The sequence below is a fragment of the Aurantiacibacter sp. KMU-128 genome, from assembly GCF_056933515.1.
The window spans coordinates 2535772-2548905 of sequence record NZ_JBXORT010000001.1; the positions used below are offsets into that span (position 1 = coordinate 2535772).

At 61.1% G+C, this 13134-nt stretch carries 11 protein-coding genes and 1 pseudogene; 5 read left to right on the top strand and 7 right to left on the bottom strand.

The annotated features are described in order from the left end of the window. Positions 1-15 precede the first annotated feature (15 nt). Complete coding sequence (locus ACS0VV_RS12385; RefSeq protein WP_483533003.1) at positions 16-1203, top strand: M14 family metallopeptidase; 1188 nt, start codon at positions 16-18, stop codon at positions 1201-1203. Between the two features lie 683 nt (positions 1204-1886). On the opposite strand, the gene ACS0VV_RS12390 is transcribed toward ACS0VV_RS12385, so the two are convergent. After that, positions 1887-3314, bottom strand: a complete 1428-nt coding sequence (locus ACS0VV_RS12390) for a calcium-binding protein (protein WP_483533004.1) — start codon at positions 3312-3314, stop codon at positions 1887-1889. Positions 3315-3514: 200 nt separating this feature from the next. On the opposite strand from ACS0VV_RS12390, the pseudogene ACS0VV_RS12395 reads away from it, so the two are divergent. Then, positions 3515-4411: pseudogene (locus ACS0VV_RS12395) on the top strand (IS3 family transposase). A 264-nt stretch (positions 4412-4675) separates the two neighbouring features. On the opposite strand, the gene ACS0VV_RS12400 reads toward ACS0VV_RS12395, so the two are convergent. Beyond that, positions 4676-5863, bottom strand: a complete 1188-nt coding sequence (locus tag ACS0VV_RS12400; RefSeq protein WP_483533005.1) for an acetyl-CoA C-acyltransferase family protein — start codon at positions 5861-5863, stop codon at positions 4676-4678. Positions 5864-6053: 190 nt separating this feature from the next. Between ACS0VV_RS12400 and ACS0VV_RS12405 the strand changes: the two genes are divergently transcribed. Both ACS0VV_RS12405 and ACS0VV_RS12410 read left to right on the top strand, forming a co-directional pair. Then, positions 6054-7265, top strand: a complete 1212-nt coding sequence (locus tag ACS0VV_RS12405) for an aromatic ring-hydroxylating oxygenase subunit alpha (RefSeq protein WP_483533006.1) — start codon at positions 6054-6056, stop codon at positions 7263-7265. After that, the gene (locus ACS0VV_RS12410; protein ID WP_483533007.1) at positions 7262-8167 is read left to right on the top strand and encodes an SDR family oxidoreductase; all 906 of its coding nucleotides are present in this window, start codon (positions 7262-7264) and stop codon (positions 8165-8167) included. Before ACS0VV_RS12405 ends, ACS0VV_RS12410 begins: the two co-directional genes overlap by 4 nt. 14 nt (positions 8168-8181) lie before the next feature. Here the strand turns inward: ACS0VV_RS12410 and ACS0VV_RS12415 are convergent, their stop codons facing one another. Beyond that, positions 8182-9816: a class I adenylate-forming enzyme family protein gene (locus ACS0VV_RS12415; protein ID WP_483533008.1), complete on the bottom strand. Its 1635-nt coding sequence runs from the start codon at positions 9814-9816 to the stop codon at positions 8182-8184. Between the two features lie 55 nt (positions 9817-9871). Continuing rightward, positions 9872-10366 carry a VOC family protein gene (locus ACS0VV_RS12420; RefSeq protein WP_483533548.1) on the bottom strand — a complete coding sequence of 165 codons (495 nt, stop codon included), beginning with the start codon at positions 10364-10366 and terminating at the stop codon, positions 9872-9874. Between the two features lie 164 nt (positions 10367-10530). Between ACS0VV_RS12420 and ACS0VV_RS12425 the strand changes: the two genes are divergently transcribed. Next, the gene (locus ACS0VV_RS12425) at positions 10531-11004 is read left to right on the top strand and encodes a MaoC/PaaZ C-terminal domain-containing protein (protein WP_483533009.1); all 474 of its coding nucleotides are present in this window, start codon (positions 10531-10533) and stop codon (positions 11002-11004) included. On the opposite strand, the gene ACS0VV_RS12430 is transcribed toward ACS0VV_RS12425, so the two are convergent. From ACS0VV_RS12430 to ACS0VV_RS12440, 3 genes are read right to left on the bottom strand one after another with little or no spacing between them, the layout of a single operon-like run. Continuing rightward, the gene (locus ACS0VV_RS12430; protein ID WP_483533010.1) at positions 11001-11633 is read right to left on the bottom strand and encodes an FMN-dependent NADH-azoreductase; all 633 of its coding nucleotides are present in this window, start codon (positions 11631-11633) and stop codon (positions 11001-11003) included. The two genes, ACS0VV_RS12425 and ACS0VV_RS12430, sit on opposite strands and share 4 nt — an antisense overlap. Further along, positions 11633-11962: a Rieske (2Fe-2S) protein gene (locus tag ACS0VV_RS12435; RefSeq protein ID WP_483533011.1), complete on the bottom strand. Its 330-nt coding sequence runs from the start codon at positions 11960-11962 to the stop codon at positions 11633-11635. Before ACS0VV_RS12435 ends, ACS0VV_RS12430 begins: the two co-directional genes overlap by 1 nt. Position 11963: 1 nt before the next feature. Next, complete coding sequence (locus tag ACS0VV_RS12440) at positions 11964-13124, bottom strand: acyl-CoA dehydrogenase family protein (RefSeq protein ID WP_483533012.1); 1161 nt, start codon at positions 13122-13124, stop codon at positions 11964-11966. Between the last annotated feature and the right edge of the window lie 10 nt (positions 13125-13134).

Consider the following 13134-nt stretch of genomic DNA (forward strand, 5'->3'; position numbering starts at 1 on the left):
TTGCCGGTGTCGTCGATGCGTATCCTTCTGGCGATACCGGTGCTGGCGACGGGGGCGTGTTCCACCACGCCTCCGCCCCCGGCCCATTCACAGGCACAGGCACTAGGTTGCGCCAGCGACAGCGTGGAGATTGCTTTCGACTTCGAAGGCGCGTCGCAATCGCGTTGCTCGGCGGATGGCGAACGCGCCTTTACCATCGTGGTCAGCCCCGAGCACGCTCCGCCGATCAATCCTAGCCCGTGGTATGCCTTCCGTTACGTCGCGGCACCCGGCGGCCCCGAGAACCCGACTGACGATGTCAGCATTACGTTGCGCTACGAAGGTGCAGAGCATCGTTATCCGCCCGAATGGCGCGCCGGTGGCGAACTGCGGATGCCCGACGTCTCGCTCTCGCCCGATGGCGCGGAAGCACGTTTTGTCGTCCCGGCGGGCAGCGCCACGGTCAGCGCGCAGGAACTGTTCGGCATAGACCGCCACGCGGCATTACTGGCCCAATTGGCCGCGCGCGAAGGAAACACGCGTCTGACGCTAGGCCATTCCCGCGAAGGCAGGCCGATCGAGGCGCTGACGATGGGCAGCCCGAACGCACCGCATCTGGTGGTCCTGCTTGGACGTGCGCATCCTCCCGAAGTCAGCGGAGCAGTGGCGATGGAGGGCTTTCTCCAGCAACTTGCCGATGCGATGGCCGAGGGCCGGCTTGACGGTGAGCAGTTCCAGATCCTTGCCGTACCGCTGCTCAATCCCGATGGCGTGGCGCGCGGGCACTGGCGGGCGAATACGGGCGGGGTCGATCTCAACCGCGACTGGGGCAACTTTACCCAGCCGGAGACGCTTGCCGTCAAGCAGTGGCTCGACGCGCTGCCTGCGAATGTCACGCCGCTGGTGATGCTCGATTTCCATTCGACCCGGCAAAATCTGTTTTACGTGCAGGGGGAAAGCGAGACCAACGCCCTGCAGGAACGCTTCTTGTCGCAATGGCTGGCCGGGCAGGAGCAAGCCATCGCCGGCTACCCTTTCACGATTGAGCGGCGCAATGCCAACCCCGGCTCCGGCACATCCAAAAACTGGTTTTTCGGGCAGTATAATATCCCCGCCTACACATACGAAGTTGGCGACGAGACGGATCGCGATGCCGCCATGTTGGCAGCGCAGGTGCTCGCGCTGCGCTTTATCGCAGCCGCCGAGGAACTGGCTGAGGACTAGCTCGACGCCTTCGCAATAGGCGTGCAGACTTTTCGGAGAAATGTTGAGCTGCAGGACATCTGTGCCGGGTTGACTTCGCGGATATCGATAGCACCAGAAATTTGGGCCGACCGCTATGATTTTGCAAGCACCCCACCCAATAGCAATGCCGTTCTGGATAGCGTCCAGCTGAGTCGGCAGCAGCGCGAAATTCAGGGGCGACGGAAGCGGGGGAGCAGTGTTTTGTAATCGCTGCGCCGAATGCAGACAGCCTGCTACCGGGCCAGTTTTTGCCAAATGCGATGCGGCAGAGAGTATCTAAGCCAATTCTCGCATAGCCGCCCCGACCGAACAACTTCACAGCGCCCACAATGCTTTCAATATGCTTCTTGAGAAGCCGCCGAAGAGACCGGCAAAAATTCAGGGGTCTGATCCCACGGTACGGATCGATTTAAAGCCGGCAAGGCTCGCTAGAGCCAATAAAGGACAAAACTAAGGAAGTATTAAATGCCAAAGAGAAGGCCCTCAATCTTTGCTGGATTGACAAAATTGCGCCTTTGCCGACAAGAATGCCTCTGCAAAACACCTTTGGTCCTGTGTTGGTAAATTTGGAAGACGGACTGATCTAGGGCAGAGATGTCGAGGCTGGGAAGTCTTCCAGAAGACAAAGCCAAAGGAGCTTTCGCCGGGCAGGATACGTTTGATCAAAGTATAAAATCTGCTTCGGTCAGATCGATCAGCCCGGTTAGCGCGATGGCATAGTCAGTCTTCATATCACCATCGACATCCATGTAGACCATGGTCACGCCGCTTGTTTGCTCGAACCGCACCTCTCCCGCATTCCCGGAGAATGCGGCCTCGGCGATGAATGTGAATGCATCGTCATCTCCGCCGGTGATGGCATCCATCAACGACAGGTCGATCAGGTCATTCTCGGCTTGATCGAAATCGACGATCCTGTCTGCGTCAGCCTCGCTCATCCCGGCGAAATGACCATCGTCAAACACGAACCTATCCGCTCCGCTGTCGCCGCGCATTGTGTCGCGGCCAGAGCCGCCGGTAATCGTATCATCGTCGCGCCCGCCATAGATGGTGTCGTTGCCGAAACCGCCGTTGATCACGTCGTTACCATGACTGCCATTGAGCTCGTCATCGCCGCCGCCGCCTTCGATCAGATCGCCACCGGCGCGACCGTTTATCGTGTCATTGCCCCGACCGCCGACAAGGATGTCATCGAACTGGCTGCCACGGATTCGGTCATCGCCGTCATAGCCACGCAAAATCGCGGCGCCCCCTGCTGTCACGATGATGTTGTCAAGCGCATTACCGTTGCCGACCGTGCCATTGAGCGCGAGGCGCAGATATTCAATGTTATCGCCCAGCGTGAAGTCGACGAAGGAACGCACGAAATCTGTGCCCTCGTCGGCAAACTCGATGACCACGTCTCCCGCATTGTCGACGAAATAGTTGTCGTTGCCGGAGCCGCCATACATTGTGTCTACTCCAGCGCCGCCATCGATCCGGTCATTCCCGCCAGCACCGAAGATCGTGTCATCGCCTGCGCCGCCAAAGATGCGGTCATGACCAATGGCCCCAAAAATCGTATCCGCACCACCATACGCGAAGATGCGGCTGCCGAGCGCCTCGTTGGCATAGATGGTCTCGCCATTGTCGGTTGTATGGATGGCAACCGCGCTGCCGATCAGACCGAACACCTCGATATTGGCATAGCGATTACCAAAGGGGTTGAGGTTGATGCTGGTGTTCAAACGGTCGGTGCCTTCGCCTGCCAACTCGGTCACCACGTCGAAGATACTGTCTATGAAGTAAGTGTCATTGCCAAGCCCGCCGACCATCAGATCGTCGCCCGTTCCTCCGTCGATAGTATCGTGCCCGCGCTCCCCGAAGACCTGATCGTTCCCGGCACCGCCGACAAAGGTATCGCTACCACCACCAAGCGACGCGACAACCCGCTTGTCCGCTCCCGAGGCGTCCACCGTGTCGACCATTGCGCCGAGATCAAGATAGATGGTGTTGGGCGCGAGCGTCGTCTGGCTGGTGTCTTCGATGCCCCAGAAAACGTTCCGGTTAGGGCCTTTGATGTCAAGCTCGGCGAAGTTGGATAGCGCCACTTCATCGCTGAAGGCCGGTGTAGAATTTGCCGTTCTAAAACTGACAGGCAATAAGACTGAACCATCTGGACTTGGTACGAGCACCTGTGTTCCAGCCGAAAGCCTCACTTCGCTGTAATCGCCATCACTCAAGTCCAAAACTGCGCCTGAACCGCCCCGGGATTGCCGGAGGCCCTAACTCCTGAGAGGAAGGGTCTACGATGAGCAAGACGACGAACAAGTTTGCACCTGAGGTTCGCGAAAGGGGGGCTCGCCTGGTGCTGGACCAGGAGTGCGAGCATCCATCCCGCTGGGCTGCGATCACATCCATAGCCGCCATGATCGGCTGCTCGGGGCACACGTTGCTGGAGTGGGTAAAGAAGGCCGAGGTGAACAGCGGCAAGCGCGCTTGGCGTTCCTGTCGAGGTGGCAGATGCAGCGGGAGGGCTTCGATATTGCCCGCTGCACGGTGGAACGGTTGATGCGCGAGTTGGGACTGCAGGGCGTGATCCGGGGCAAGCCGGTGAAGACGACGATCAGCGACAAGGCCGCACCGTGTCCGCTCGATCAGGTCAACCGCCAGTTCCATGCTCCGGCGCCGAACATGCTGTGGGTGTCGGACTTCACCTACGTCGCGACGTGGTTGGGGTTCGTCTATGTCGCCTTCGTGATCGACGTTTACGCCCGCTATATCGTGGGCTGGGGGGTGAGCAGGACGGCTCACGCCAGCTTCGTGCTCGATGCCCTGGAGCAGGCGATCCATGACCGACGACCTGTTCACCGTGGCGGCCTGATCCACCACAGTGATCGCGGCAGCCAATATGTCTCGATCAAGTATACCGAACGCCTTGCCGAGGCCGGGATCGAGCCGTCGGTGGGCAGCGTTGGTGACAGCTACGACAACGCCTTGGCCGAGACGATCAACGGTCGTTACAAGGCCGAGGTCATCCACCGCCGAGGTCCGTGGCGATCACTTGAAGCCGTTGAATATGCCACGCTCGAATGGGTCGACTGGTTCAACAACCGGCGCCTGCTCGCGCCCATCGGCAATATCCCCCCCTGCCGAAGCTGAAGCACGATACTACGCCATGCTGGACGAAACACTCATGGCTGCATAATTTTGATGAAACTGGCCTCCGGCAATCCCGGGGCGGTTCACTGCGATTAGGACTGCAAGGTTGCAGCGATAGCCGGCCAAGAAAATTTTCCATAATCTCGGATTGCGCGATCTCGTCCAGCTATTGGTTGGAGAAAGACGATCATAGGGTTTGCGAAAACCGCGCCCCGGTCATTCAAAACCAACAGGACAGGCAAAGACGTGCTAGGCTTTGAACTCTTCTAATCTGGTTGATTTACAGATACTCCGGCAGCATTTGCCACGCCTACCCGGTTGAGGCGTTCTCGATCACCATGGCAATGCCTTGCCCACCACCGATGCACATCGTGATAAGGCCGAAGCGCCCGCCGGTCCGCTGCAACTCATACAGGCATTTGACGGTCAGGATCGCGCCCGTCGCCCCCACCGGATGCCCCAGCGAAATGCCCGAGCCGTTGGGATTGGTGCGCGCCGGATCGAAGCCGAGTTCCTTGGCCACACCGCACGCCTGCGCGGCAAAGGCTTCGTTGCTCTCGATGACGTCGATCTGGCCAAGCGTCAGCCCCGCCCTGGCCAGCGCCACCGGAACCGCGCCCACCGGCCCCAGCCCCATGACCTCCGGTTCGAGCCCGGCATGGCCCCAGCCCAGAATGCGCGCCAAGGGCGTGCGCCCGTCGCGGGCCACGGCATCGCCGCCCGCCAAGACCAGCGCGGCTGCGCCGTCATTGATGCCGCTCGCATTGCCGGCCGTGACCGTGCCATCTTTCTTGAACACCGGACGCAGCCCCGCCATCCCTTCGGGCGAGGCATCGCTGCGCACATGCTCGTCGGTATCGAATACCACCGTGCCTTTGCGGGTGGCGATTTCGACCGGAACGATCTGTTCTTTGAACCGGCCCTCGGCAATCGCGCGGGCAGCGCGGCGGTGGCTTTCGACCGCCAGCGCGTCCTGCTCCTCGCGGCTGATGCCGCAGCGTTCGGCCACGTTCTCCGCCGTGATTCCCATATGGAAGTTGTCGAACGGATCATGCAGCGCGCCGAGCATCCCGTCCTGCAAGGTCAGATCGCCCATCTTGGTGCCGAAACGCGCGCCATTGGTCATATGCGGCGCACCAGACATGCATTCCGCCCCCGCGCCAATCGCGTAGTCGCATTCGCCCAAGCGGATCGCCTGCGCCGCCGACACAATCGCCTGCAAGCCGGAACCGCATAGCCGGTTGACGTTCATCGCCACGCTGGAAACCGGGATGCCTGCTTTCACCGAGGCAACGCGGCTGACATAGGCGTCTGCCGGCTGCGTGGGGATCACAATGCCGACGATCACCTGCTGGATGGCGGCCGCATCGACACCCGCGCGCGCAATCGCTTCGCGCATCACAATCGTGCCCAATTCTGCCGGGCGGAAGGAGGCGAGCGAGCCGCCAAACGTGCCGATTGCCGTGCGCGCGCCAGAGAGAATATAAATGTCCTGCATTGCCGTATTCCACATCCCGGTTGAACCATCCGGCTCCCGCTTGCCACACCGGCAAGGGAGCAACTCACCGCCCTTCAATAGCCCTGAACGGCGCGCTTGCCACCCCCTAACGCGTGCAATAAAAAAACATTCATGATTGTTTTATCTGTTTCGTACGCTATGGTGGCTAGCGATTTTGGAGAAGGGCGAGATGGACGCTGTAATCACTGCTGAAATCAAGCTGCGGATGGAACAGGAAACCGCGCGCAAAGGGCCGCCAGAAGGCTTCCCCGCGCTCCCTTCCATCCCCGCTGGTCGGTACACCAATGCCGAATTTTTGCAGCTAGAGCGCGAGCGGATGTGGAAGCGCGCCTGGCTGTATGCCTGCCACGCAGACCAGATTCCGCAGCCGGGCGACTGGATGCTGGTACGCAACACCGGCTCACCGGTTATCGTGTTGCGCGATCTCTCGGGAGAGTTCCGGGCCTACTACAACACCTGCCAGCATCGCGGCGCGCCGCTGGTCACGGAAGACGCGGGCAATGGCCGCGGCTTTGTGTGCGGGTATCACGGCTGGTCTTACACGCTGGATGGCAAGCTCGTGGCGGTGCGCGACAAGCGCGATTTTCCGAACATGGATTTTTCCTGCCATTCGCTCAAGCCCGTGCGCTGCGAGACGATTGGCAAGATCATCTTCATCAATGAAGACCCGGATGCAGAGCCGCTGCTCCAGCATATCGGCCCGATGGCGGCAGAGCTTGCGCAGTTCGAATTCGAACGGCTCGATTTCGTCGAAAGCCGCTCTTACGAAGTCGAATGCAATGTGAAGGTGCTGCTCGATGCCTTCCTCGAAGTGTATCATCTGAAATCGATCCACCAGCAATCGGTGGACCGCTTCCTCGATCATCGCGGAATGACCGCAACGCTGTGGCCCAAGGGGCATTCGCGAATGGTGACGCCCAACCGTCGGCCCGACTGGAAGGATCCCGGCACGATCGGGATGCCCAAGCTGCCCAATGTCACCGAGATTCCGCGCGACAACAATGTCAGCTACATGATCTACCCGAACTTCGTGATGCCGCCGAGCGATAGCGGCATTCCGCTGCTGCAATTCTGGCCGACCGGAGAGCGCACCTGCCGTGTCGTCTCGACATGGATTGCGCCGGAATATGACGCGGAAAACCCGCATCCCAATTGGGAGCAGCGCAAGGCCAATTGGGAGCGCATCCTCTACGAAGACCTGCAATATGCGCCGCAAATCCAGGAATCGCTGGAATCGCCGGGCTTCGTCGGTATGCCGCTCAATTATCAGGAACGGCGCATCTATCACTGGCATGAAGAGCTGGACCGCCGGATCGGAGCGAACCGCGTGCCTGAGGGGCTTGCCGTAACGCCGGTGCTGGAAGAATGGCTTGAGGCATGAACAAGGTCGACCCCATCATCTCCGCAGACGAGGCGCGCCCGAAGTTCGGCTTCACCAATCACGAATTGGCGACGATGCAGACCGTCTATCGCGACGATTTGCTCAAGGATCAGGTCGTGTTGGTCAGTGGCGGCGGATCGGGGATCGGCAAGGGCATAGCGTTTCTTGCCGCGCGGCTTGGCGCGCATGTGGTGATTTGCGGCAGGTCGGAGGACAAGTTGGTCGAAACCTGCGATGCGCTGGAAGAGGCCACCGGCAGGCGGCCGATGCATATCCCTATGTCCATCCGCGAGCCCGAGCAGGTGGAAAGCCTGTATGATGCGATTTTCGAACGCCACGGGCGCGTCGATCACCTGATCAACAATGCCGGTGGCCAGTTTCCGCAGGATGCCATTGATTTCAGCCGCAAGGGCTGGCTGTCGGTGATCGATCTCAATCTCAACGGCACCTGGTGGATGACGCAGACCCTCGCCCAACGCTGGCGCGAGCAGGGCGCGAAGGGCAATGTCATCAGCATCGTTGCCAATGTCGAACGCGGGATGCCGCAGGCGGCGCATACCTGCGCCGCGCGTGCGGGCGTGATCTACCTCTCCAAGACGCTGGCGACCGAATGGGCGCCGCTGGATATCCGCGTCAATTGCGTCGCTCCCGGCGTGATCGAAAGCGAAGGCTTCAGGGTTTATCCGCCCGAGGCGCTTGCCCGGTTCCACGATGCCAATCCGATGAAGCGGCGCGGCGATGTGTGGGACATTGCCGAGGCGTGCGTCTATCTGATGGGCCCGTCGGGCGATTTCATCACCGGCGAGTTGCTGGTGATCGATGGCGGACAGGCGCAAAACGGGGCTGTCTGGCCCGCCGGTCGCCCCGACTGGTTCGGCGGACCGCAGTCAGACCGCAGCTAGAGCCTGTTCCCCCGTCAGTTTTCTGTCTCGGCAGCTTCGAGCAACATTTCGCGCAGGCGGAACTTCTGGATTTTCGATGTCGACATCGGCCACGCGGTTACGAAGTGGACGGCACGCGGCAGCTTGAAATTCGCGATCCGGCCTTGGCAATGCGCGATCAGTTCCTCGGGTTCAACGCTGCAATCGGGTGATAGCTCGACAAAGGCGACCGGCACTTCGACGTAGCGATCATCGGGCATCCCCACAACTTGCGCCAGCTTCACCGCCGCATGGGTTTGCAGCGCGCTTTCGATTTCCGCCGCCGCAACATTCTCCCCGCCAACCTTGAGCATATCCTTGGTGCGCCCGTGGAACATGATCGTGCCGCTCTCATCAAACGATCCGATATCGCCCGTATGCAGCCAGCCATCGCGTATGCTTTCCGCGGTCTTTTCCGGCGCGTTGAAATAGCCCGAAAGCATATTGGGGCCGCGCGCGCAGATTTCGCCCCGCTCGCCGGTCGCGCATTGTTCGCCGGTCTCGACATCAACGATGCGGACTTCCCACTCGTCGAGCGGCACGCCGAGGCGGGTGGTGCGGCTTTCCAGCGTTTCGTCCAAACGGCTGGTGCAGATCGTGCCCGCGGCCTCGGTCAGACCATAAGTGCCCACGTGCACGATGGAAGGCATGGCCTCGATCATCGCGGTCTTGATCCATTCGGGCTGGACGGCGAAATTGCTGTTCATCAACCGCATGGAAGATAGGTCGGTCGCCTTGAACCGTCCGTGCGAAATCAGATCCTGCATGATGGTGACAAAGGCGGGATAGGCAATGGTCGCGCGCTCCTGCTCCAGCATTTCCAGCGCGGTGCCCGCGTCGAAATAGGGGACGGTCAGGTACGCGCCGCCCGCATCCATAATCATCGTCATCGGCAGGATACCGGCGATATGATAGATCGGCAGCGGAGACCACACCTTGTCCTGCGCCGTCACTTCGTAGCGTATGCCAAGATTGCGGCTGTTGCCCACCATCGCCCGGTTGCTGATCATGCAGCCTTTGGGATTGGAAGTGGTGCCCGAGGTATAGAGGATCAAGCCGATATCCTCAGGCTGCACCGCGTCGGTCATCTGCGCGATCTCGGCATCGGTGATGCTGTCCCCCATGGCGAGCGCGCGGCTTTTTGGCAGGAGCGACGCGGCGCATTGTTCTTCAAGGCAAATGATCTGGCGCAGCGCCGGGGCTTCGGGCAGGCTGAGCGCCGCATTATTCTCTGCGCTCGCCAGCGAAGGGAGCGCCGCCGCCAACCGCTCGCCAAAGTCGAGCGAATCGGCAACCTTGCCGGTCGTGACCAGCACCCGCAGCGAGGCATCGTGCACCAGATAGGCCAGTTCGCCCGGCTGGTACCGCGCGTTCACCGGAACCGTCACCGCACCGATCAGCGCGCAGCCATAATATACTTCGAGGAATTCGCGGCAGGTCGGCAGCAGGATACCGACATGATCGCCGCGCTCCACACCAAGCGCCGCCAGCGCCTTCGCCCAGCGGGTGGCTGCGGCGGTCAATTCGGCATAGGTCTGGCGCGAATCCGGAAAGATCAGCGCCAGATTGTCGCTGTGTGATGCTGCCCGCGCGGTCAGCATTTTCCCGATCGTGTAAATCGCCTTAGTCATCACTCTCTCTCCACTGGCCCGGCCCCCGCCTTTTGGCAGGTGGCGAAAAGGCCGGTCACAATTCTCGCAATAGGCCCGTAGGATCGCCGTCCCACTCCTCCGCCGCGCGGGCGATGGCGGCAAAGAAGCTTTGGATCGCGGAACATTCCTCCAAAATCTCGACCATGTGGCCGAGCGCCGGGCGGCAATCCACGTAGCAGAAGCGCGCGGCGCCGAAGTGGCCTGCGCTGGCAATGTCGAACCCTTGCGCGACATACTCGGCAACGGTCGCATCATAATCTGGCACCATAATCGCGACGTGATGCATGGCTTCGCTGCCCTTGGGCACGCTGTCGCGGTAGCAGGACGGTGCGTCATCATGCTGCTGCACAAGCTCGATCTGCACCGGCCCTGCTTGCGCGATGGCGGTGGAAAAATCGACTGCACCGGGCGCGCCGCGATAGAGGGGTTCGCGGATCGGAATGTGCCGGTTCACCAGAAACGGCCCGATCCCCATTGTCTGGTGCCAGCGGCGTGCCGCATCTTCGAGGTCGTCGACAACCCAGGCCATTTGCACAATGGCATGACGGGCAGGCACGGAAACGGTCACGGCAATCCTCGACGGCAAGAGTTGCGCATATTCTAGCACCGCCTCCACGCTTGTAAACATACAGGCATGATTGTCTTTTTTTAGTTTGCGGCTAGTGTCGACGGACTAACCACGGAGGCAAACCCATGCAGCCTGATCGACCACCGTTGAAGTTTGAAGACATTGTGGTCGGCGAAACCCGCCGCTCCTCCACCCGCACGATTACCGAGGCAGAGATTGTCGATTTCGCGCGGCAATATGATCCGCAGTGGTTCCATACCGATCCCGAAGCGGCGCGCGCGTCCACCTTCGGTGAAGTCGTGGCCAGCGGGGTGCACGTGCTCGCCATCTGGCGGCAGCTCGATCACGAGATCAACGCCGATATCGATTTCGTCTGCGGGCTCGGTTTCGACAATTTCCGGCTGCGCAATGCCTTGCGTCCCGGCGACACCGTGTATGTGACATCGCGCGTAGTTTCCAAGGAGCCGTCCAAAAGCGGCAAGCCGCGCGGCACCTGCATCGGCCATTATGAAATGCGCAACCAGCATGGCGACATCGTGCTGGAGTTCGATAGCATCAATTTCGTCCACACCCGCGAGGGAGCGGCGGAAACGGCCTAATCCAGCGCCCAGCGCCGGGCCAAAGCGGCGGCGGCCTTGCAGGATCGCGCCATGGTTTCTGCTACAGCGTCTTCCGGGCCGAAGGTCGGGGCGACCTGGATGCGCTCGATCTCGTCCACGCCGATAAAGCCGAGCCACGCCGCCAGATAGGCATATTGGTGGTCGAGCGCGTCGAGTGACGGATCGTGCCCGATCGGCATCGCGCTCGCGCCGATCACCAGTGCGCGCTTGCCCGCTGCCATGCCTTCGACATTGCCCACCGCATCATTGCGAAAGGTCATGCCAGGCTGCGTGACGACATCGACGAAATGCTTGAGCCGGTATGGCACGCCGAAATTCCACATCGGGGTGCTTATGACGAAGGCATCATGCGCCAGAAAGTCCGCCGCAACCGCCGCAACCGCCTGCCACTCACCGGCGACCGCATCGTCCACCGGCCTGCCGAACAGCAGCTCGTAACGCCCTTCGATCATCTCGCCGCCCAACGAAGGCAAGTCCATCTTCCACACATCCCAGCGCGTTACCTGCACATCAGCCGGCAAACCGGCGAGAAACGCTTCGGCCACCACACGCGAGCGCGAGCGGTTGGCGCGCGGGCTGGCGTCGATATGCAGAATACGCATCGTCATTATACCCCCGCATCCAGCCGCTGTTCGAGATCGACCAGAATCCGCCCGCCCTCCTCGGCGCATTTCCACGCCTTGATCGGTGTGTCGGTCAAATCTCCGCTCGGGCAGCCATTGCGCAAGTCAAAGCGAACGCCGTGGAGCGGGCAGAAGATAAACACCTTGCGCACCTTGCCGCCGTGCAGTTCCTGATAGGCGTGGCTGCACCTGTTCTCGACCGCGAACACGCCCGCCTCGCTGCGCACGAGCAGCACCTGCTCCCCGCCATGCGCCACCACCAGCGAGCCCTTCAGCGGCACCTCATCGGCCGCGGCGATGTCTTCCAACGCCATCTTAGCGCCTTTGGTCGAAGCGGCGGCCGACCATGGCGCTGGCGATATTGGTTTTCTGGATATCGATCGCGCCCCCGGCAATGCCCCAGCCCCAGGCATCGCGCATCCGCCGTTCCATCGGGAAGTCCTTGCTGTAGCCATAGGCGCCCATCAATTGCACCGCATTGCCGGTGACTTCGCGGGAGATCGAATTGGCAAAGCACTTGGCCACCGAACTTTCGAGAATTGAGGGCAGCCCGTCCTGCGCGTTCGAGGCTGCGCGCCAGATCAGCAGACGGGCGGCATCCACTTGCATCTGCATTTCGGCGAGCTTCAGCTGCACCGCCTGGAAATCGACAATCGGTTTGCCGAATTGCTTGCGCTCCTGCACGTAGTCGATGACATCTTCCAGCGCGCCTGACGCCTGCGCCAGCGACATGGTGGCATTGCCGCAGCGTTCCAGATCAAACGCTTCCATCAGCTTGCGGAAGCCGCCTGCGGGCACCACCAGATTGGCTTTGGGCACGCGGCATTCATCGAACATCAGATCGGATGAGGGAATGCCGCGGAAACCCATCAATTGTTCGTTCGGGCCGAAGGAAAGGCCGGGCGTGTCGGCTTCGACAAACAGCGCGCCGATGCCCTTGGCTCCGGGATCATCGGACATCCGGCAGTACACGACATAACCGTCGGCATGGCCCCCGCCCGAACACCAACGCTTGGTACCGGTCAACACGAAGTGGTCGCCATCTTCCACCGCGCGGGTAGCGAGATCGGTCAGCGCGCTGCCTGCATCGGGCTCCGACATGCTGACAGCCACCACCATGTCCCCGCTGCACACGGCAGGCACCACGCGGCGCTGCAAATCTTCCCCGGCAAAGCGCTCAATCGCGCGCACCGGGCCGACACAGGATTCGAAAATCGGGAAAGCGACAGCGGAGGAGATTTTGCCGAATTCCTCGAGCACTATCAGCGCCTCCAGATTGCCCAGCCCCATGCCGCCCAGTGCCTCGGGCACATTCATGCCGAGAAAGCCCAGCTCGGCATATTGCTTCAGCAGTGCGCGCGAGGGCGGACGGTTTTCCGCTTCGAGCTGCATCGCGACGGCGGGCAATTCCTCACGCGCGAAACGGCGCGCCGCCTCCTGCAATTCGCGCTGGTCGTCAGTCAGGGTAAAATTCATGGGAAGGAAA